This is a genomic window from Campylobacter sp. W0066.2 (genome assembly GCF_024723515.1).
GTDB lineage: Bacteria > Campylobacterota > Campylobacteria > Campylobacterales > Campylobacteraceae > Campylobacter_D.
Genome location: NZ_JANQCV010000004.1, coordinates 66,355 through 85,706, shown reverse-complemented (window position 1 = coordinate 85,706; position 19,352 = coordinate 66,355). Strand labels below are relative to the sequence as shown.

The window sequence follows — 19,352 nt, the reverse complement described above, 5'->3', positions numbered from 1 at the left end:
ATATTAAATTTGAGTTCTTGAAATTTCTTTATATGCGTTTATAGCCTTATTTCTAACTTCAAGCATAAATTTCATACTTGATTCAGCTTTGCTAATCGCAATTGCCGCTTGGTGTAAGTCTTTTACTTCACCTGTTGCGATGTCTACCATAGCAGCTTCAGCTGTTTCTTGAGTTTTATTAAGGTTATTAATAGAATTTTTTAATAAGCTTGAAAATTCATCACCTATATTATTTGAGTTGTTATTATTTTTATTGTTAACATTGTTAAATTGATTTATACCATTAATAGTGTTCATTTATTAACCTCTTAGTAAATCTATCGCACTTTGTGCTATAGTTTTAGTGCTTGTAAAAGCGCTTACATTTGCTTGGTAAGCTCTTGTTGCTTCTATTAAATCGGCCATTTCAACGACAGGGTTTATATTTGGAAAAGCAACATAGCCTTGTTCATTCGCATCTGGATGAGATGGATCAAATTTCATACGAAAATCTTTATCATCTCTTACAACCTTATCAACTACTACGCTCATTATAGCAGGTTTTGCATCTTTTTGCGAAGCAGGATCATTTAAAGGATTTTCATATTCTAAAAAATTATTATCTTTAGCGATTTGTTTATTTAGTAATTCATTAAAATCAGTTGCTTTAAAAATCACTTCTCTTCTTCTATACGGACCACCTTCTGCTGTTCTAGTAGTGTTTGCATTAGCTATATTTGAGCTAATTACATTCATTCTAAAGCGTTGAGCACTAAGTCCGTATCCGCTAATATCAAAATCACTTAAATAAGCCATTATTTTTCTCCTAGCCTAATTTAGAGCTTGTGTCTATGATGGTTGAAAAAATATTACTTTGTCTTCTTAAAACACCATCTAAAGCAGTAATCATCATAGTATTTTTACTCATTTCAGTAGTTTCTACATCAAGATCTACTGTATTTGCGTCATTTCTTGCTAAATGTCCATCTCTTAAATAAATGGTTGATTTATTAGGATCTGGAAATTTCCAAGGTTTTTGATGATTTGCATTCGTACTTGCTAATTCAAGCTCTTTGGTATCTTTCTTTTTAAAAATTTCATTTGCTCTATTAACTAAAGCAGTTTCAAATTCTATATCTCTTGCTTTATAAAAAGGAGTATCAACATTTGCAAGGTTAGAATTAATCATTTGACTTCTTAGGTTTCTTCCTGCTAAAGCATCAACAATAAGTTCTTTTGACTTAAAAGGGCTTATCATAGTTTTTCCTTTAAAATAAAGCTTTTATAGACTAAAAGCAAAAATCATTCCAAAATATTTATGCAATTTTGTTTATATATAAGTATATCTTTTTATAGTAAATTTTTGAAATTTTTAAAGCCACTTTCAAGTGAAACTTTTTTTTCTAGTGTTTTTAAAAAATCTTTTTTTGTCATTTCTTTAGCACCCATAAATTTTAAATGCTCATTAGGCACTTGACAATCTATTAAAAAATCATATGGTTTTAAAAGCTCACAAAGTCTTATTAGGGATACTTTTGAAGCATCTTTTTTAAGGCTTATCATGCTTTCGCCAAAAAATATTTTGCCTATGATAAGTCCATATAAACCGCCGATTAAAACATCATTTTCATAAACTTCGACACTATGAGCTAAATTTTGCTCAAAAAGCTTTGTATAAACTTGTATAAATTCTTGACTTATCCAAGTTTTTTTTCTTTTTGCGCAATGACTTATAAGCGAGTTAAAATCAAAATCAAGTCTTATTTCATAAGTTTTTAAAGCTTTTTTTATACTTTTTTGTATGCGCACTTCATCAGGTAAAAGTACCATTCTAGGAGAAGGGCACCACCAAGTAACAGGATTGCTAGTCCATGGAAAAAGCCCTAAGCTATAAGCATGGGGTATAAAGTCTACCTCTAGTTTTTCACTAATAAAAACAGGCGCATCATCAGGGCTTTTTAAAAGTTTAGAATACAAATTCGATTTTTTCATTTTTGGAAAGTTTGAGTTTTAATTTACCACCATTTTTTAATTTTCCAAATAAAATCTCATCGCTCAATCTCTCTCCTAATTCTTCAGCAATAATGCGTTTTAATAATCTTACTCCAAAATCTTTGTTATTGGTTTTTTTAGCAAGAAATTCTTTTACTTTTTTATCAGCTTCTATGGTGATGTTATTTAAATTTTTTGCCATTAAATCTAGCTCTTTTTGAACGATTTGTTCTAAAATTTCTTGATTTAAGTCATTAAAATGAATGATTTTATCTATACGGTTGATAAACTCAGGCGTAAAAAAATCTTTTATGGCTTTATTACTTTTTTCTTTATCACTGCTTAAAAAACCAAGCTCATTACTTTCTTTTAGACCTAAATTTGAAGTCATAATGATAATAGTATTTTTAAAATCAGCTTTTAATCCACTATTATCCGTCAAACTTGCATTATCAAAAATTTGTAAAAAGGTATTAGTTAAATCAGGATGAGCTTTTTCTATTTCATCAAATAAAACCACACTAAAAGGATTTTTTCTAATACTATTGCTAAGCAAGCCACCATCTTCATAGCCCACATAACCTGCTGAAGTTCCTATGAGTTTACTCACATCGTGTTTTTGTGAGTATTCACTCATGTCAAATCTTTCAAGGTTAAGGTTTAAAATTTGTGCTAAATTTTTAGCAAGTTCGGTTTTACCAACCCCGCTTGATCCGGTAAATAAAAATACACCTTTTGGGGTATTTTTACCTTTTAATCCCGCATAGCTTTGTTTTAAAATAGAACACAAAGCTTTAATAGCTTCATCTTGCCCAAAGATGTTTTGTTTTAAATCATGCTCTAAGTTCTTAAGAATTTTACCTTGATCGCTTTCATAAATTTTATGAGAATGTGTCATCCTTGCTAAAGTATTTTCTAAGTCTTTTGTTTTTACTATTTTTTTACTTTTTTTATCTTCTAAAGCAAAGCTTGCACCAAGTTCATCAATTAAATCAATCGCGCTATCTGGTAAAAATTTATCATGTAAAAATTGTTTTGCTAGTTTTATACTTGTTTGTAAAATTTCATCACTGATTTTGATTTTGTGAAAATTTTCGTATTTGCTTTTTAAGCCTTGTAAGATCAAAAAACACTCTTCTTCACTTGGTTCATCTATGTCAATTTTTGCAAATCTTCTACTTAAAGCTTTGTTTTTATCAAAAGTATTTTTGTATTCTATAAAAGTAGTTGCACCTATGCATTTGATGTTGCCATTGCTTAATGCAGGTTTTAATAAATTTGACATATCTGCATGACTTTCATTGCTTGCGCCAGTTCCTACTATAGTGTGAATTTCATCTATAAATAAAATAGCATTAGGGATATTTTCTAATTCTTTAATGATATCTTTTAGTCTTTTTTCAAAATCACCTCTGTATTTTGTCCCTGAAAGCAAGCTTGCCATATCAAGACTATAAATTTTTGAGTTTTTTAAATGTTTTGGTACTTTTTCTTCAGCTATAGCTAGTGCTAACCCATCTATAACAGCGCTTTTACCAACGCCTGGCTCACCAACTAAAATAGGATTATTTTTTTTGCGTCGGCTTAGAATTTGCATCATTCTTTCAAGTTCAAATTTCCTACCTATAACAGGATCTATTTTACCTTTTTTTGCAAGCTCAACTAGCTCTATGGTATGGGTTTTTAAATTTTCAAATTTAGCATTTTGTAACAATTCTTTTATTTTTTCTTCTTCTATTAGGTGTTTTTTTAAAATATTATAAGAATAAGCTTTTTCTTCTTTACAGAGTGCGATGATAAAATCAATCACATTTGTTTGATTTTTTGCGTTTAGTTTGTGTAGTATATTTTCCAAGATCACAGAAAAAATAGGTTCTATTTCTTTTTTTAAAATTTCATTATTTTTAGCTAGATAATTTTTTAATTCATTTTCAAAGCCTTGTAAATCACCATCTCCGATTTCTTCAAGTAGATTTTTAAAATCATTGCTAAGCTTAACTAAAGCAAAAAGCAAATGTTCACAAGTGATAAATTCATGATGATTGATAAAGCTTAAATGTCTTGCATTTGGTATAAATGAGTCAATTAATTCTTTATATTTCATTGTTCTTCTATCCTTGTTTGGAGTGGAAAATCATTGTTTTTTGCTGCTGTGTCAACTTGCTGTTTTTTACTAAGCGCAATCTCTTCTGTGTATATACCACAAACTCCACTTCCTTGATGATGAATTTCAAGCATAATCGCACTTGCTTTTTCAAAATCATGATGAAAAATATTCATTAAAATTTCAATTACAAAATCCATAGTGGTAACATCATCGTTTAAAAGCAAAACCTTAAACATTTTAGGTTCTGCTAATTTTTGTTGTTCTAAAATTTCACTTTTTAGACTCATTTAATATCCTATTGATATCTTCTTGCATAGTTTCGGTAGAAACTTTTCCAAGATAATATTTCACATAATTTTTTGAGTTTTTATTCCAAAAGTCTGTTAAATCTTGATAAACACCATCTTTTAAAACTACTTTAAAAGGAAGTTGCTCCATGCTTTGGTAATTAATATCTTTTAAAGCTTGTGCGACAATTCTATCATTTTCTTTAGAATTGCTTAAGAAATAATATGCCCCATATTTAATGGCAAAATCTTTTACGGCTTGATCGCTTACATTTTCAAAATGACTTAGCCCTATGATGATAAAATTATCGGTATTTTTTTGCCATAAGCTTGTCAGATGAGCAGCTTCTTCTTGGCAAGGTGTGCAAAAGGTTCCAAAAAAATCAAACATTAAAATTTTATTTTCTTCGCCCTTTACCATAAAACCATTTTGTGTTCTTACTAAGGTTTTTTCACCGCCATTGACGCTTTTTAAAAGAATTTCATCACCCATTTTATACTCAGCAAAAGCAAATTCATTTTCGATTTTTTCTTCACTTGAGCAAGCATTTATTAAAAATGCAAAAGCAAATGTAAAAAATAAATAAGCAAATTTTTTCATCAAAATCCTTTTTTAATAATGATTTTTCATAGCAGCTCTTGCTTCAAGATCTGCTTGTTTTTTCTTTAAGCTTTCTCTTTTATCGTGTAAGTTTTTTCCTTTGGCTAAGGCTATTAAGACTTTTGCTTTATTTTTTTCATTAAAATAAAGTTCTAATGGCACTATAGTAAAACCTTGGGTGCTAATTTTACCAAAAAGTCTATCGATTTGCTTTTTATGCATTAAAAGTTTTCGTGCGCCTTTTTCATCGTGTTTGTAAAATGAATGAGTAGTGCTAAGATGAGAAATATGAGCATTAAGTAAGAAAATTTCACCCTTGATAATACGCACAAAAGAATCTTTCAAATTTGCTCTACTAGCTCTTAGTGCTACTACTTCAGAACCTTTTAAAACAATACCTGCTTCAAATTTTTCCAAAATTTCATAATCAAAAAAAGCTTTTTTGTTTTTAACTATAGTTTTTTTCATTATTTAACCTTAAAAACTCCACTTCCACTTCCACTTAAAAAATAAGCTTCATTAAGAAAAGTTTGCATTTTAGGATAAATTTTTACACAAGGAGCAAATAAGTCGTTTAAATCAGTATTTTTATACTCTAAAATTTCACTTGTTTTGAGTGTTTTAAGTGTTTTGGCTAAATTTAAATTCGTTGTTAAATCATATGAGCTTTCATCAAATGCTTTATATACTTTTGCGCTTGAGCATTCAATAGCTGGAAAAGTAAAATCAAGTTGGGTAAAATCATCTTCAAAATATTCTACAATCTCGCCACACCCGCTAACATTTGCACTATCGTATCCGCTTAAAAAAAAGATTAAATCAGAGCCAAGTTTCTGGCAGATTTGTTCAAATTGCTGTTGGTTGAGTTTTAAATTTAAAGCTTCGTTGATCATAAGCAAAAATGTCACCGCATCAGTGCTACTTCCACCAAGACCTCCACCTATAGGAATGTTTTTGATAAGCTTTAAACTTTTGTCTTTAAAAAATTCATTTAATTCATTAGAAAATCCTAAATTTTCTAATTCTTTATAAGCTTTGTGTATGATGGTATCTTGGGTGAAATTTCCAGTGATTTCAAATCCTTCTTTGGTTTTTTCATCACTAAAGCTTAACTCATCAAAAATCTCTTTTAACAAAACAAAGCGTGATTGTAATAAATGATAAGATCTTGAATCAATTCCTATGATTTTTAAAAAAATATTAGCTTTTGCATAAGCTTTCATTTTTTAAGCTTTTTACTTAGATCATCAAGTTTTATCGTTTCATCGCTAATTGCATGTAAATTTTCACTTTTTACTTGTTCGATAAGCTCTTTGCGTAGTATCATTAAAGACTTTGGAGCTTCGATGCCTATTTTAGCATAGCCTTTGCCTGTTTGAACTACTTTAATTTCTATATCATCTCCGATTTTTATGCTTTCATTTTCTTTTCTTGATAAAATTAACATTTTAATACCTTATTTAAATAATATTGCACTTGATTATCTTGGATAGAAATGATAGAAAAAAAATTTTTTTCTTCTAAAATATAGCTACCTTCTTCTTGAATTTCCAAATCGTCCAAAAATATTTTTTGTCCATTGTGTAATTTTTGGGGATATTTTATCGTATTTTTTCTAAGATTTAAATAAGCTAAAGGATTTAACTCTTTTTCATTCTCATAAAAAAACCTTCCCTCACTTAAACGCTCTAATGAGCTTAGTGTGGCTTTAATACCAAGTTTTCTAGCAAATAACTCACAATAAGAGCGTATATAAGAACCCTCACTAACTACTATTTCTATAGTCAAAAAAGGATGGTTGTAATGTAGAATTTTAGTATAAAAAATTTCCATAACACAGGGCTTTAAATTGACTTCAAAACCTCTTTTTGCAAGCTCATAAGCGCGCACCCCATCTATTTTTTTTGCACAAAATGCGGGTGGGGTGTAGGTAATTTTACCTAAAAGTTCATTTTTAATTTGTTCTAAAATTTGTTCGTCAAAAGCATTTATAAGATTGATTTCTTTGATATTTTGATTATCAAGACTTAGTGAATGCACACCTAGCCAAAGTGTTGCTTTATAAACCTTTGGATTTTTATCAAAAAAACGAAAAAGTTTTGTGTATTGATCAAAGGCTATGAGTAAAACACCTTTTGCAAAAGGATCAAGTGTTCCTGAAAAACCTGCTTTTTTATTTTTATATTTTTTTTTGAGTTTACCTAAAAAAGCATTAGAACTCATTCCGCTTGGTTTGTAAGCCACAAAAAGTTTATTCATATCACTTTTTCCACAAAACTTGACATTATCATTCTTTCTATGCCTCCAAAATTAATCGTGAGTTTTTCTTCAGCTCCTATTTTACTTACCCCAGTGACTCTGCCTATACCAAAAATTTTATGTTTGATTAAATCGCCTTTTTTATAGCAATTTTTTTGATGATCTAGTGTTAATTCTTTTTTGATTACATTGCTCTCGCCAAAAAATCTACTTTTTTCTAATCTTGTGCGACTTCCTTTATAAAATCTAGAATTAGCATAACTTAAATAAAGTTTTTTCTTAGCTCTAGTGATTGCTACATAAGCAAGTCTTCTTTCTTCTTCTATATTGCTTGATTCGCTAGTGAGTGGGAAAAATCCTTCTTCTAAGCCTATGATAAAAACATAATCAAACTCAAGTCCTTTGCTTGCATGAATACTCATAATACAAATACTTTCTTTATCAAGTCCATCTTGCTCATTAAGTAAAGAAATTTCATTTAAAATATCATCTAAGCCATTATAATTTCCATGAGTGATTTTATCTTTTAAGTTGGCATAAAGTTCATCTATATTTAAAAGCTTATCTTCGCTCTCTGGGTTATCTTTATAAAATTCTTTGATTTTAAATTCTTCTTCTAAGGTTAAAATCGTTGCAAGTAAATCATCTTTTTCTTTGATTTTGTGTATGCTTAGTATGAATTTTTCTAATTCTTTGTCTGTTTTTTTACTAAAAAAACCACTTCCTTGCAAAGCACATAGACTTTCAAATAAAGACAAATGATTTTCTTTAGCATAATTTTCTAGCTTTTCTAAACTTGCATTACCAAAATTTCTTTTAGGGCGGTTGATAATGCGTTTAAAAGAATAATCATCATTTAAATTTGAAAGTAATCTTAAATAAGAAATGATATCTTTAATCTCAGCTCTTTCATAAAAACGAATTCCACTTAGTAATTTAAAAGGAATTTTTTCTTTGCTAAAAGCTTCTTCAAGAGCACGAGATAGGGCATTTACTCTATAAAGTATGGCTATTTCACTAGGATTAATCCCCGAGTTTAAAAGTTTTGAAACTTCTCTTACAACCTTAAAACTTTCAATTTTTTCATCATCATTTTGCAAAATTGTAATTTCTTCGCCTTCATCCTTGGTGCAAATTAAAGTTTTTCCTAGTCTTTTTCTATTATGCTCTATAAGCTCATTTGCAGCTTGTAAAATAGCGCTAGTTGAGCGGTAGTTTTGCTCTAATTTAATTAATTTTACATTGTTAAATTGTTCTTTGAAATTTAAGATATTTTCTATTTTAGCCCCGCGCCAACCATAAATACTTTGATCATCATCACCTACCACGCAAATGTTTTCATGAGACGCACAAAGTTTTTTTAGAATTTGATATTGCAAGGCATTGGTGTCTTGATACTCATCTACTGTTATATGAGTATATTTTTGACTTTGCTCTTTTGCAAATTGTTCATCTTCTAAAATTTTATTAGTTAGCATGAGTAAATCATCAAAATCCATGAAATTATTTTGGATTAAAAAATACTCATATTGTTCATATAAATGAATGATTTCTTCGTAATTTTTGTTTTTTTCATCTTTTAAAAATTCTAATTCTTTGCGTATTTCTTGAGCACTTTTGCTTTGATTTTTAAAATTTGAAATATAAGCACCTATGCTTGCTAAAGAGCTTTGCAAATTTTCGCTAGCTAAATCTTTTAGTATTTTCTTTTTATCATCTGTATCAATAATGACAAAATTATTTGCCCTATTAATTCTTTCGCTATAAAGTCTTAAAAATAACAAGCCAAATTTATGAAAAGTGCATAAAAGGGGATTGTGTAAATTTTGATCTTGTAAAAGTGCCAAGGCTCTTGTTTTCATTACATTAGCAGCTTTGTTTGTAAAGGTTAGTGTGAGGGTATTTTGCGCAGGAATACCTACATGATCGATTAAATAAGCAAGTCTAGTGGTAATGGTTTTAGTCTTTCCACTACCTGCACCTGCTAGTATCAGCATAGCTCCATCAATATGTATGATAGCTTCTTTTTGGCTATCATTTAAACCTTCAAAAAACCTCATTTTTTAAATAAATCTTTATTGTTAGGATTGTTCAAAAAAGCATTCATGGATTTTTCTTTTAATTTTTGATCATTTTGCTTTTTGAAATAGTTTGAAAAATTAACAAAAATGATATTATCTTCAACTTGAATTTGAGTGATTGCCCCTAAATCCACTTTCACAAAGGTTGCAAAATCATCAGGTCCAAAACCTGCATGAAATTCTATATGCTCATTTGTTAAAACTATAGATTTAAAAGTATAGCCACCAAGAGCAAAAAGACAATAAGGATTTTTACTCACTACATCTAATTCTGGTGGCAAAGGAGGTTCGAGTGTAACAAATTTAGCATTTACAATGATATTAAACTCAATATCTTCTTGGATTAAAATTTGTAAACATTCATAAATGCTTTTTTGCATTAAACCTATAAAATTTTTATTATTTAAAATTTTATCAATCATTACTTAGCCTTAAAAATTCATCTACTAGTATTCTAACTTGTTCTAAGCCTATATTCCAAAACTCATCACTTTCTATATCAAAGCCAAACATAGCTACAAGTTCTTTTGGACTTTTACTTCCCCCACTACTTAAAAACTCAATATAAATTGAAGTAAAATCAGGACATTTACCACTTTTATATAGACCATAAAGTGCTAAAACTAAAAGTTGTGCATAAGCATAAGCATAGCAGTAAAATGGGGAGTGTATAAAATGTGGTATATAAGAATACCAAAGGCCATAGTTTTTGGTTAAAACTACGCTATCTTGAAACATTTTTCTTGATTCTTCAAGCCAAATTGCACTTAGTTCTTGAGCGCTTAGCTCTTCTTTTTTAGCATGAAATCTGCGTTCAAAAGTAGTAAGATTAATCTGTCTATAAAGAGTAGCAAAAATATCTTCGATTTTTGCTGCATATAAGGACAGAAGCTCTTCTTTGTCTAAATTTTCTTTAATATAATCAAAAATTAACATTTCTGCAAACACTGAAGCAGTTTCTGCTGTAGTTAGAGGTGTATCTTGATTTAAAAAACTTACTTTATAAGAAAGTTTTTGATGTATAGTGTGGCCTAGCTCATGAGCCAGGGTAAAAAGATCACGTCTTTGGTTGGTATAGTTTAAAAGTATGAAAGGATGGCTTAGTGGTGTGCTTGAGTGAGAAAAAGCACCGCTTTGTTTAAATTCTTTAGGATAAACATCGATCCAATTATTCTCAAAAGCTTCTTTTGCTATCATATAAAAATCTTTAGAAAATTTTTCAAAGGCTTTTAAAACGATATCCTTTCCTTGATCAAAATCAACTTGCATTTCTTTTCCAATAGGCGCATAACGATCATAATCTTTTAGCTTTTTATATCCTAGATTTTTTTTCTTTGCATTGTAAAATTTGGAAACGATATCAAAGCTGTTCTCGCTAGCACTAATAAGCGCATCGACACTTTTTTTAGAAATTTGATTTCTTATATGCCTTGGGGTTTCAGGACTTTCATAAGATCTTAACTCGCAAATACTAGCAAGCTCGCTTTTAATCATATTGAAAATATATACCAAAAGCTTGTTTTGTTTTTTTAAGGTTTTGCTAAAGCATTTTGAAGCTTTTTTTCTAATGCTTCTATCTTTATCATAAAGCTTGCTTAGAATTTCTTCCTCGCTTAATTTTTGTCCTTCAAAATTAAATTTTAAAGCACTAAAGGTTTCATCAAATAATCTTGCAAATGCATTTGAACCTGTACTTGATAGAGCTAAGATGACTCTTTCTTCCTTTTTAGAAAGATTGTGTTTTTTGTGTTTGATAAGATTATTTAAATAAAACTCATAATCTTTGCAAAATGTGATGAAAGTTTTATTTTTTTCTTCTTTTAATTCGCAAAATTCGAGTTCAAAAAATAAGAGATTTTCTTCTATTTTTTTACTTAAATTTTCATATTTTGCATAAAAAGCACCTTTTGTGGTATCTTGAGCAAAATTTAAATACGCATAGGTTAGTATGTGAGAAAGTTTTAAGATTAATTCTTCATAGTTTTTTAAAGCTTGTAAAAATTGCTCATTGTCTAAACTATGAAGATTATTTTCATATTGTTTTTTAAATTCATAAGCATCATCTTGGGTTTTTTGTAAAAAAAGATTTAATTCTTGCTCATCTTTAAATAATGTACTTAAGTTCCAATTTTGCATGATTTTAGCTTTCTAAAATGAGTTTTTTTAATACAGCCATTCTAATGGCAACACCATTTTTAACTTGAGTTAAAACCTTACATCTTTTATCAGCCATTACTTCATCGCTAATATCAATGTTTCTATGTACAGGACCAGGATGTAAGATAATGAGATTTTTATCTTTTATTAAATCTTTACTAATGCAAAAATCATTTGCATAATCTTTAAGTGATGCATAGGTTGGAATATTGTGTCTTTCAGTTTGCGTTCTAAGACTCATGATAATATCTACATCATCAATAACTTCTTTTAGTTTATTTGTTTTTTTGATAGGATAATTTGGCATAAAATGAGGTGGGGCTACTAGGGTAATGTCTATACCAAAACGAGGTAATAATTCTAAATTTGAAGCAGCAACGCGTGAGTTTTTAATATCTCCTACTATTGCTATTTTTTTACCTTTTACATTATAATCAAAATGCTCCATTATAGTAAAAAGATCAAGCAAGGCTTGGGTAGGATGAGCATGTTTGCCATCACCCCCATTAACTATAGGGCAATGAGTATAATTTGCTAAAGTATGAGGCACACCTGAGTTTTTGTGTCTAACTACAATAGCACTTGGTGCCATTGCATCTAAATTCGCAGCGGTATCAAAAAGTGTTTCGCCTTTGCTTGAACTACTTCTTGAAACATCTAATTTTAAAACTTTAGCACCTAGTCTTCTTGCAGCTGTTTCAAAGCTTGATTGAGTGCGTGTTGAATTTTCAAAAAAAATTGTTGTAACACTTTTTCCTTCTAAAAATGTACGTGATTGTTCATCTAAAAATTCTTTTGCTTCTTTAAATAAAGCCAAGATTTCATCATTGTTAAAATCTTTTGTAGTGATTAAATGTCTCATAAGCCCTCCTTAAATTTTTAAATTAAGCTCATTATCTGAACAAATAGCGCTAAATAAAACATCTGTTGAACTATTTAAAGCTGTTTCAACACTATCTTGGATAACCCCTATGATAAATCCAACCGCAACTACTTGCATAGCTATGTCATAATCAATATTAAACAAAGAGCAAGCAAGTGGTATAAGTAAAAGCGAGCCTCCAGCAACCCCGCTAGCTCCACAAGCTGCAAATGCAGATAAAACACTCAAAAGCATAGCTTGTAAAAAATTTATTTCAATGCCTACTGTGTGAGCTGCTGCAAGACTTAATATAGCTATGGTTACAGCTGCTCCTGCCATATTAATCGTAGCGCCTAGTGGAATAGAAATACTATATAAATTATTATTGATATTTAATTTAGAGCAAAGTGCCATATTTACAGGGATGTTTGCTGCAGAACTTCTTGTAAAAAATGCAAAAACAGCACTATGTTTTAAGCAAATAAAAATCAAAGGATAAGGATTTTTCTTCGTATAAGCAAAAACAATCAAAGCATTAATCACAAAGGCTACAAAAAACATGGTTAAAACTAAAATGATTAATAATTTAATATAACTTAAAAGTCCTGCTGCTCCTGTTTGAGCAACTGAATTTGCTACAAGTCCAAAAATTCCAAAAGGAGCAAGCTTGACTATAAATTTAACGATTTTTAACACACCTTCGTTGATATCAGTAAAAAGTTGCTTTGCGTCATTTGAACAATGCCTTAGAGCAAAACCCCCGCCTATGGCCCAAGCTAATATACTTAAATAATTTCCTGAAGATAAAGCGTGGATAGGATTATCTACGATTTGAAAAAGTAAGGTTTTAAATACTTCGCCTATATGTGCAGGACTTGTGGTGGAAGCTTTTTCAATATCAGTTAATACTAATTCTACGGGAAAGACAAAGCTTATACTAACTGCGCTTAAAGAAGCTAAAAAAGTTCCAAATATATATAAGAAAATGATATGTTTTATTTTTTCGCTTCCATGGTTAAATTCTTTTGTGCAAATAGTTGTTAAGATTAAGATAAAAACTAAAATTGGCGCTATAGCTTTTAAAGCTCCTGTAAATAAAGCACCAAAAATATTTGCAAAAATAGCTAAATCTTTAGAAAAAACACCTACTAAAATTCCTAAAATAATACCTATGCAAATTTGTAAAATAAGATTTCCATCTTTATAGCGTTTGATTGCACAAGAAAATAAACTCATTTTTTACCTTTTTGTAGTGATAAATTTTTAATTTATTCTAACAAAGTAAAGCTTAAATAAGCTTTTTTATTTTTAAGCTAGCTTGTGTTAAAATAAAGCTAGAATTTTTATGATAAGGAATATAAAATATGTATCTATTTACTTCTGAAGTTGTTAGTGCAGGACATCCTGATAAATGTGCTGATATTATAGCTGATTCTATAGTGGATGCTTTCTTAACTCACGATAAAGATTCAAGGGTTGCTAGTGAGGTTTTTGTAGCAGGAAATAAAGTAGTAATTGGTGGTGAAATTAAATCAAAACATAAACTAGAAAAACAAGATTATGAAAATATTGTAAAAAAAGCTTTGACAGATATTGGCTATGATGGGCATCCACATTTTAGCAAAAAACAATGTTTACATCCTGATGATTTAGATGTAATGGTATTTTTAAATGAGCAAAGTCCTGATATTAATCAAGGTGTTGATCAAGAAGATGGAGAGATTGGAGCGGGTGATCAAGGGATAATGTTTGGTTTTGCAAGTAATGAAGCAAAAGAATATATGCCAGCAGCTATTTCTTATGCTAGAATGCTTTGTGATAAAGTATATGAGTTTGCAAAAAACAATCCTGATAAACTTGGAGTGGATATTAAAACTCAAGTGACAATTGATTATGTAAATAAAGAAAATTTTGAAAATTGCAAACCTCAAAGCATCCATACTATTGTAGTTTCAGCTCCTTGTGTTGAAAGTATGAAAATAGAAGATCTAAGAGCTTTGGTGATGGAATTGATTTTAGATTCAAATTTACCAAAAGAGCTTTTTTGTCCAGAAAAAACAAGAATTTTAATCAATCCAACGGGAAAATATGTAAATCACAGTTCATTACATGATAGTGGTTTAACAGGAAGAAAACTTATAGTAGATAGCTTTGGCGGCTATGCTCCAATAGGTGGAGGAGCACAATCTTCTAAAGATTATACTAAGGTTGATAGAAGTGGGCTTTATGCTGCAAGATGGCTCGCTAAAAATATCGTAGCAGCAGGGCTTGCTAAAAAATGTATAGTACAGCTTTCTTATGCTATAGGTGTGGCTAAACCAACTTCTGTTAGTGTGGATTGTATGGGAACAAACACAAGATTAAATGATGATATTTTAAGTGATTTTGTAATGAAAACTTTCCCATTAACTCCAAATTGGATTAAAAATAAATTCAATCTTGATAAACCAAGCAAAGATACTTTCATGTATGCTGATGTAGCTGCTCGTGGTCAAGTAGGTCAAGCTGATTATCCTTGGGAAAAATTAGACGCTCTTGATGAATTTAAAGCATTATAAAATGAAGCTTTTAAGCTTCATTTTGCTTTAATAGTTTTTCTTTTATCTTTAAAATCAATATCTCTTTTGACTTAATTACAGCATTTTCTTTTCCATTAACTGTATGATATATACTTACATTATAATTATTTGCATAAAAGCGCATTAGAAAATTTTGTAATTTATACTCACTTGAAAAATTAAACCAAGCATTATTTGAAATGGCTATGATGATCTTTGAGTTCTTGTAAAGTTTTTCTTTAGTTGCTTCAAAGCATATAGCATTAGTGATGAGTTGATTATTTAGAGTGTATTGATTTAATTCCTTTCCTTTTGAAAATTCATCAATATTTAAAAGGTGTTTTTTAAAAAAGTTTTTAAATATAGGAATTTCTTCCCCAAAAGGTACAAGATAGTGTTTGTTAAAAACTTGTATGTTGCCATTTTCAAATACATAAGTGCTATTGTATAGATGATTAGGTGTGGTACTTATAGCACCTGTGATGATGATGATTTGTTTTGATAAATCTTTTAAAGCTTGTAAATAACTTGGAGCTTTATTTAAAGCAAAGGCAAAAGCTGTTTCAGGAAAAATAATTATTTCTTTGCCTTCTTTTATGGCCTGATTGATTTGATAAAATATATCTTTAGAGTGAGTTTGTAAATTTTCTTGTATGAATTTTTGATCTTGGGAGATATTAGTTTGAATTAATTTATAGTCTAAATTTAGTGTTTGTGGTTGTTTTTGATTATATTGAGCTCCGATTAGAATAAGGATTAAAATGATTGTTATTTTATAATATCTTGAAATGTATTTTTCATAATAAAAATAAGCAATCAAAAACATAGCTATAATGCCTTGATAACTTGCATCAAAGATTCCATATACACTTAAAACACCCCAATTTAGCCAATCAAATCCAAAAGGATGAACAAAACTAAGTAAAAAAATTCCACAAAGTCTTAAAAAATCATATTTAAGAAAAAAACATACTAAAAATAAAAATCCATAAATTAATCCTATTAAGATAATTTCTAAAGGAATTAAATAAGCTAAATCAAAATAAATTGATGATAAAGCTATCCACCAAAACCATAAAATTCCTACAAAAAATCCGGTATAAAAATATCCTATTTTACTTTTATTTCTTAGTAATAAAACCAAACCATATATACTTAAAAATGGTGAAATAAATTCAAAAAGTAAATTTTCAAAAAAAGAAAAATAAATAAAATTTGACAATAAAAGTGCAGAAAAAAAGGCTTTTATTATTTTAAAAGTGGTAGAATTAGAATTTATGAACTTTAAAAAAAGGGGAAGAAATGGCAGAAAACGGAAATATTTGGACTTCATTGTTGCCTCTCATTGTGCTTTTTGCGATTTTTTATTTTTTGGTTATTAGACCACAACAAAAACAAGCAAAAGATCACAAATTGATGGTTTTATCTTTAGAAAAAGGAGATAAAATCATCACAAATGGTGGGATAATTTGCGAGGTGGTAAAACCAGAAGAGGATTTTATCAAAGTTAAGCTTAATGATGAAAATGTAGTTGTAAAAATTTCTAGAGATTTCATAGCAAAGAAAATTGATGTGTAGTGGAAAAATTACTTATAGAAGTATTATTTTCTTTGTAGTTTTTCTTATAGGATTAATTTTTTCCATACCTTCTTTTATGCAAATCCAAAGTGGTGCTAAGATCAACCTAGGACTTGATTTGCAAGGTGGTTTGCATATGTTATTAGGTGTAGAAGTAGAAGAGGCGGTTAAATCAAAGGTTAATTCCATAGCCTCTTCTCTTAGTTATTCTATCAATAAAGAAGATATTATTGTTGATAAAATCAAAGTAAATAATACTAGTATTGAATTTAGTTTATTAGATGAAAATGATATAGCTAAGGTTGATTTGTTATTAAAAGACATTAAAGGCTTGGCTATTACACATGAAAATTTACACTACACACTTTCTTTAACCCAAGAAGAAATTAAATTAACTCATGAACAAGCTATTTTACAAGCTGTAGAAACCATTAGAAACAGACTTGATCAATTTGGCCTTGCAGAGCCAAATGTAGCAAGATCAGGTGAGGATAAAATTTTAGTCGAACTTCCAGGTATTAAAACTGCTGCAGATGAGGCTAGAGCTAGAGAGCTTATCGCAAAAGCTGCACATTTGCAATTAATGGAAGTAGATGATGTTAGAATGGATCAGGTAAATAATCTTACTCCAGCTCAAGCTGCTGAATATGGAGACTTGATTTTTGAAGATGCAAAAAATTCTCAAATTAAATATCTAGTAAAATCTATACCTATTCTTGATGGTTCTATGTTAACAGATGCAAAAGTAGGCTTTGCGCAAAGTAATAATCTTCCTGTGATTAATTTTACCTTAAATTCAGAAGGTGCGAAAAAATTTGGGGACTACACAGGAAATAATGTAGGTAAACGCTTAGCTATAGTTTTGGATAATAAAGTATATTCAGCTCCAAGAATTAATGAAAGAATAGGTGGGGGTAGTGGCCAAATTAGTGGTAGCTTTACTGTAGAAGAAGCTCATGATGTGGCTATTGCTTTAAGAAGTGGGGCACTTTTAGCACCGGTTAAAATGCTTGAAAAAAGAAGTGTTGGACCATCTTTGGGTGCTGATAGTATTAAAATGAGTATGATAGCCCTAGCAGGTGCTTCTATATTAGTTATTGCATTTATGGTGATGTATTATGGTATAGCAGGAATTTTTGCTAATATTGCTTTAGTGGCAAATATTTTAGTGATTATTGCTGTAATGGCTATGTTTGGAGCAACTTTGACTTTACCTGGTATGGCAGGACTTGTACTGACTGTGGGTATGGCAGTAGATTCTAATGTTATTATTAATGAAAGAATTAGAGAATTGTTACGAGAAGGTGTTAGCATAAGGCAAAGTGTTGAAAATGGTTATAAGCATGCAATGAGTGCGATTTTAGATTCTAATATTACTTCGCTTATTACTTCAGTGGTGCTTTATGCTTATGGAACAGGTGCAGTAAAAGGTTTTGCGGTGACTTTGAGTATTGGGATTTTAGTTTCGATGATTACTTCTATTGTTGGAACTCATGGTATGTTTGAAATGTTTATGAACCGTATGGAAAAAAGCAATAACACAAGATTATGGTTTGGATATAGGAGACCTTAATGCAATTTTTTAGTCAAAAACATGTTTATGATTTTATGAGAATGAGATTTGCAGCCATCTCTTTGTCTTTTATTTTATTTTTTGGTTCTATTTTTATCCTTTTTACTAAGGGTTTGAATTTTGGTATTGATTTTACCGGTGGAACTTTGGTGCAACTTCAATATGAGCAAAAAGCTCCTTTGGCTGAAATTCGTAAAGCTTTAGCTATTAATGAAAATTTAAAAGGCGCTAGTGTTACTGAATTTGGTAGTGCTAATGAAGTGATTATTCGTTTTTCAGGAAGTAGCGATAGTTTAGGAAGTGATATTGGAGTAAATATTGCAAATTTATTAAAAGATACAGGTAAATTTGAAGTGCGCCGTGTGGATGTAGTAGGTCCAAAAGTAGGAGATGAACTGCGCAATAAAGGTCTTATGGCGGTTGGAATTTCTTTGATTGCTATTTTGATTTATTTGGCAGTAAGATTTGAATGGCGTTTTGCTATGGCTTCTATTGTGTGTGAAATTCATGATATAGTCATTACTTTAGGTGCTATTGCGTTATTTGAAATAGATGTAAATTTAGATATTTTAGCGGCTGTTTTAACCGTACTTGGGTATTCTTTAAATGATACGATTATTATTTTTGATAGGATTAGAGAAGGTGTTAAAACAAGTAAAAATTCAAAACTTGATTTAATTATTAATGAATCAGTTTCAGCTACTTTATCAAGAACTACTTTAACAACGGGTTTAACTTTAATTACTGTTGTAGTGCTTTATTTCTTTGGTGGATCTATGATAGAAGGTTTTGCTCTAACTATGATAGTAGGTATTGTAGCAGGTACTGCAAGTTCTATATTTGTAGCAAGTCCAGCACTTTTATGGTTTAAATTTAGTGTTGCGCAGTATCGTCAAAAAGAATTAGAAAAAGTTAAGAAAAAACAAGAAAAAGAGAAATTAAGAGCGATGTATGAAAAAGGAACAGTGTAAAAATGAATTGGGGTAAGGTTATTTATATCTTTTTTGCTCTAATGAGCTTAACTACAACCGCAGGATTTTTATATGATCAAAATGAAGTTGCTTTATTTATTGCAGCTTGTGTGAATTTAATTTCTACTTTATTGAAAATTGGGGTTAGAAATTTCTTAGCAGCTGAATTATTTGCTAGTTCTTTGGTGGCTGATTTGCATTTAATTCCAGCTTTTGCTTTAATACAAATTAATCCAGAAGCTAATGTTATGGTTTATACTTTAGCAATTGGCGCTTTGATAGCTAATATCTTTTCAATGATTTTAGTTATAGTTGATTCAGTAAAAAATCAAGAAGAAAATTAGGAG

Annotated in this window: 22 protein-coding genes; 5 read left to right on the top strand and 17 right to left on the bottom strand. The window is 29.6% G+C overall.

Annotation, left to right across the window (positions count from 1 at the left end; translation table 11 throughout):
* Positions 1-3 precede the first annotated feature (3 nt).
* The 16 genes from fliE to sstT all read right to left on the bottom strand — a co-directional run bounded on the left by fliE (position 4) and on the right by sstT (position 13,561).
* Positions 4-297, bottom strand: a complete 294-nt coding sequence (gene fliE, locus CAMP18498_RS02645) for a flagellar hook-basal body complex protein FliE (protein ID WP_039668591.1) — start codon at positions 295-297, stop codon at positions 4-6.
* 3 nt (positions 298-300) lie between these two features.
* Entirely contained in the window at positions 301-795 is a 495-nt protein-coding gene (gene flgC, locus CAMP18498_RS02640; protein WP_337197323.1) for a flagellar basal body rod protein FlgC, read from the bottom strand.
* Positions 796-805: 10 nt separating this feature from the next.
* Positions 806-1,237: a flagellar basal body rod protein FlgB gene (gene flgB, locus CAMP18498_RS02635; protein ID WP_039618716.1), complete on the bottom strand. Its 432-nt coding sequence runs from the start codon at positions 1,235-1,237 to the stop codon at positions 806-808.
* 92 nt (positions 1,238-1,329) lie between these two features.
* The gene (gene aat / locus CAMP18498_RS02630; protein WP_337197321.1) at positions 1,330-1,971 is read right to left on the bottom strand and encodes a leucyl/phenylalanyl-tRNA--protein transferase; all 642 of its coding nucleotides are present in this window, start codon (positions 1,969-1,971) and stop codon (positions 1,330-1,332) included.
* On the bottom strand, positions 1,946-4,075 hold the full coding sequence (locus CAMP18498_RS02625) for an AAA family ATPase (RefSeq protein ID WP_337197319.1): 2,130 nt from the start codon (positions 4,073-4,075) through the stop codon (positions 1,946-1,948). The genes aat and CAMP18498_RS02625 overlap by 26 nt, the downstream gene beginning before the upstream one ends.
* Positions 4,072-4,365 carry an ATP-dependent Clp protease adaptor ClpS gene (locus CAMP18498_RS02620; RefSeq protein WP_087684979.1) on the bottom strand — a complete coding sequence of 98 codons (294 nt, stop codon included), beginning with the start codon at positions 4,363-4,365 and terminating at the stop codon, positions 4,072-4,074. Before CAMP18498_RS02620 ends, CAMP18498_RS02625 begins: the two co-directional genes overlap by 4 nt.
* Positions 4,349-4,966: a TlpA family protein disulfide reductase gene (locus CAMP18498_RS02615; RefSeq protein WP_337197317.1), complete on the bottom strand. Its 618-nt coding sequence runs from the start codon at positions 4,964-4,966 to the stop codon at positions 4,349-4,351. The genes CAMP18498_RS02620 and CAMP18498_RS02615 overlap by 17 nt, the downstream gene beginning before the upstream one ends.
* Before the next feature lie 12 nt (positions 4,967-4,978).
* Entirely contained in the window at positions 4,979-5,434 is a 456-nt protein-coding gene (smpB, locus tag CAMP18498_RS02610; protein ID WP_039668585.1) for an SsrA-binding protein SmpB, read from the bottom strand.
* Positions 5,434-6,189, bottom strand: a complete 756-nt coding sequence (locus CAMP18498_RS02605; RefSeq protein WP_337197315.1) for a 4-(cytidine 5'-diphospho)-2-C-methyl-D-erythritol kinase — start codon at positions 6,187-6,189, stop codon at positions 5,434-5,436. Before CAMP18498_RS02605 ends, smpB begins: the two co-directional genes overlap by 1 nt.
* Complete coding sequence (gene csrA, locus CAMP18498_RS02600; protein ID WP_012661763.1) at positions 6,186-6,413, bottom strand: carbon storage regulator CsrA; 228 nt, start codon at positions 6,411-6,413, stop codon at positions 6,186-6,188. Before csrA ends, CAMP18498_RS02605 begins: the two co-directional genes overlap by 4 nt.
* On the bottom strand, positions 6,407-7,225 hold the full coding sequence (truB, locus tag CAMP18498_RS02595) for a tRNA pseudouridine(55) synthase TruB (RefSeq protein ID WP_337197313.1): 819 nt from the start codon (positions 7,223-7,225) through the stop codon (positions 6,407-6,409). Before truB ends, csrA begins: the two co-directional genes overlap by 7 nt.
* Positions 7,222-9,285 (bottom strand): ATP-dependent helicase, encoded by a 2,064-nt coding sequence (locus CAMP18498_RS02590; protein ID WP_337197312.1) that lies wholly within the window; start codon positions 9,283-9,285, stop codon positions 7,222-7,224. The genes truB and CAMP18498_RS02590 overlap by 4 nt, the downstream gene beginning before the upstream one ends.
* Positions 9,282-9,728 (bottom strand): hypothetical protein, encoded by a 447-nt coding sequence (locus CAMP18498_RS02585; protein ID WP_337197311.1) that lies wholly within the window; start codon positions 9,726-9,728, stop codon positions 9,282-9,284. The genes CAMP18498_RS02590 and CAMP18498_RS02585 overlap by 4 nt, the downstream gene beginning before the upstream one ends.
* Positions 9,721-11,442 (bottom strand): M3 family oligoendopeptidase, encoded by a 1,722-nt coding sequence (locus CAMP18498_RS02580; protein WP_337197310.1) that lies wholly within the window; start codon positions 11,440-11,442, stop codon positions 9,721-9,723. The genes CAMP18498_RS02585 and CAMP18498_RS02580 overlap by 8 nt, the downstream gene beginning before the upstream one ends.
* Before the next feature lie 4 nt (positions 11,443-11,446).
* Positions 11,447-12,325, bottom strand: coding sequence for an aspartate carbamoyltransferase catalytic subunit (locus CAMP18498_RS02575; protein ID WP_337197309.1), 879 nt, complete (start codon positions 12,323-12,325; stop codon positions 11,447-11,449).
* Between the two features lie 9 nt (positions 12,326-12,334).
* Positions 12,335-13,561 (bottom strand): serine/threonine transporter SstT, encoded by a 1,227-nt coding sequence (gene sstT, locus CAMP18498_RS02570; protein ID WP_337197308.1) that lies wholly within the window; start codon positions 13,559-13,561, stop codon positions 12,335-12,337.
* 128 nt (positions 13,562-13,689) lie between these two features.
* On the opposite strand from sstT, the gene metK reads away from it, so the two are divergent.
* A complete protein-coding gene (gene metK, locus CAMP18498_RS02565) occupies positions 13,690-14,883 on the top strand; it encodes a methionine adenosyltransferase (RefSeq protein ID WP_337197307.1) in 1,194 nt (397 codons plus the stop codon).
* Between the two features lie 10 nt (positions 14,884-14,893).
* On the opposite strand, the gene CAMP18498_RS02560 is transcribed toward metK, so the two are convergent.
* Positions 14,894-16,216 carry an apolipoprotein N-acyltransferase gene (locus CAMP18498_RS02560; protein WP_337197305.1) on the bottom strand — a complete coding sequence of 441 codons (1,323 nt, stop codon included), beginning with the start codon at positions 16,214-16,216 and terminating at the stop codon, positions 14,894-14,896.
* On the opposite strand from CAMP18498_RS02560, the gene yajC reads away from it, so the two are divergent.
* From yajC to CAMP18498_RS02540, 4 genes are read left to right on the top strand one after another with little or no spacing between them, the layout of a single operon-like run.
* Positions 16,186-16,461, top strand: coding sequence for a preprotein translocase subunit YajC (yajC, locus tag CAMP18498_RS02555; RefSeq protein WP_337197304.1), 276 nt, complete (start codon positions 16,186-16,188; stop codon positions 16,459-16,461). The genes CAMP18498_RS02560 and yajC overlap by 31 nt on opposite strands.
* Positions 16,454-18,034, top strand: coding sequence for a protein translocase subunit SecD (gene secD / locus CAMP18498_RS02550; RefSeq protein WP_337197303.1), 1,581 nt, complete (start codon positions 16,454-16,456; stop codon positions 18,032-18,034). The genes yajC and secD overlap by 8 nt, the downstream gene beginning before the upstream one ends.
* Positions 18,034-19,005: a protein translocase subunit SecF gene (secF, locus tag CAMP18498_RS02545; protein WP_337197302.1), complete on the top strand. Its 972-nt coding sequence runs from the start codon at positions 18,034-18,036 to the stop codon at positions 19,003-19,005. The genes secD and secF overlap by 1 nt, the downstream gene beginning before the upstream one ends.
* A 2-nt stretch (positions 19,006-19,007) precedes the next feature.
* Entirely contained in the window at positions 19,008-19,349 is a 342-nt protein-coding gene (locus CAMP18498_RS02540; protein ID WP_039618681.1) for a DUF6394 family protein, read from the top strand.
* The last annotated feature ends 3 nt before the right edge of the window (positions 19,350-19,352 follow it).

What these genes read in the sequence shown, in the direction of transcription:
- CAMP18498_RS02575 (WP_337197309.1), bottom strand. Translation starts at nt 12,325, where the DNA reads ATGAGACATTTAATCACTACAAAAGATTTTAACAATGATGAAATCTTG.
- yajC (WP_337197304.1), top strand. Translation starts at nt 16,186, where the DNA reads ATGGCAGAAAACGGAAATATTTGGACTTCATTGTTGCCTCTCATTGTG.
- metK (WP_337197307.1), top strand. Translation starts at nt 13,690, where the DNA reads ATGTATCTATTTACTTCTGAAGTTGTTAGTGCAGGACATCCTGATAAA.
- secD (WP_337197303.1), top strand. Translation starts at nt 16,454, where the DNA reads ATGTGTAGTGGAAAAATTACTTATAGAAGTATTATTTTCTTTGTAGTT.
- CAMP18498_RS02615 (WP_337197317.1), bottom strand. Translation starts at nt 4,966, where the DNA reads ATGAAAAAATTTGCTTATTTATTTTTTACATTTGCTTTTGCATTTTTA.
- CAMP18498_RS02620 (WP_087684979.1), bottom strand. Translation starts at nt 4,365, where the DNA reads ATGAGTCTAAAAAGTGAAATTTTAGAACAACAAAAATTAGCAGAACCT.
- CAMP18498_RS02540 (WP_039618681.1), top strand. Translation starts at nt 19,008, where the DNA reads ATGAATTGGGGTAAGGTTATTTATATCTTTTTTGCTCTAATGAGCTTA.
- flgB (WP_039618716.1), bottom strand. Translation starts at nt 1,237, where the DNA reads ATGATAAGCCCTTTTAAGTCAAAAGAACTTATTGTTGATGCTTTAGCA.
- secF (WP_337197302.1), top strand. Translation starts at nt 18,034, where the DNA reads ATGCAATTTTTTAGTCAAAAACATGTTTATGATTTTATGAGAATGAGA.
- fliE (WP_039668591.1), bottom strand. Translation starts at nt 297, where the DNA reads ATGAACACTATTAATGGTATAAATCAATTTAACAATGTTAACAATAAA.
- CAMP18498_RS02605 (WP_337197315.1), bottom strand. Translation starts at nt 6,189, where the DNA reads ATGAAAGCTTATGCAAAAGCTAATATTTTTTTAAAAATCATAGGAATT.
- CAMP18498_RS02590 (WP_337197312.1), bottom strand. Translation starts at nt 9,285, where the DNA reads ATGAGGTTTTTTGAAGGTTTAAATGATAGCCAAAAAGAAGCTATCATA.
- flgC (WP_337197323.1), bottom strand. Translation starts at nt 795, where the DNA reads ATGGCTTATTTAAGTGATTTTGATATTAGCGGATACGGACTTAGTGCT.
- CAMP18498_RS02580 (WP_337197310.1), bottom strand. Translation starts at nt 11,442, where the DNA reads ATGCAAAATTGGAACTTAAGTACATTATTTAAAGATGAGCAAGAATTA.
- aat (WP_337197321.1), bottom strand. Translation starts at nt 1,971, where the DNA reads ATGAAAAAATCGAATTTGTATTCTAAACTTTTAAAAAGCCCTGATGAT.
- csrA (WP_012661763.1), bottom strand. Translation starts at nt 6,413, where the DNA reads ATGTTAATTTTATCAAGAAAAGAAAATGAAAGCATAAAAATCGGAGAT.
- smpB (WP_039668585.1), bottom strand. Translation starts at nt 5,434, where the DNA reads ATGAAAAAAACTATAGTTAAAAACAAAAAAGCTTTTTTTGATTATGAA.
- CAMP18498_RS02585 (WP_337197311.1), bottom strand. Translation starts at nt 9,728, where the DNA reads ATGATTGATAAAATTTTAAATAATAAAAATTTTATAGGTTTAATGCAA.
- CAMP18498_RS02560 (WP_337197305.1), bottom strand. Translation starts at nt 16,216, where the DNA reads ATGAAGTCCAAATATTTCCGTTTTCTGCCATTTCTTCCCCTTTTTTTA.
- truB (WP_337197313.1), bottom strand. Translation starts at nt 7,225, where the DNA reads ATGAATAAACTTTTTGTGGCTTACAAACCAAGCGGAATGAGTTCTAAT.
- CAMP18498_RS02625 (WP_337197319.1), bottom strand. Translation starts at nt 4,075, where the DNA reads ATGAAATATAAAGAATTAATTGACTCATTTATACCAAATGCAAGACAT.
- sstT (WP_337197308.1), bottom strand. Translation starts at nt 13,561, where the DNA reads ATGAGTTTATTTTCTTGTGCAATCAAACGCTATAAAGATGGAAATCTT.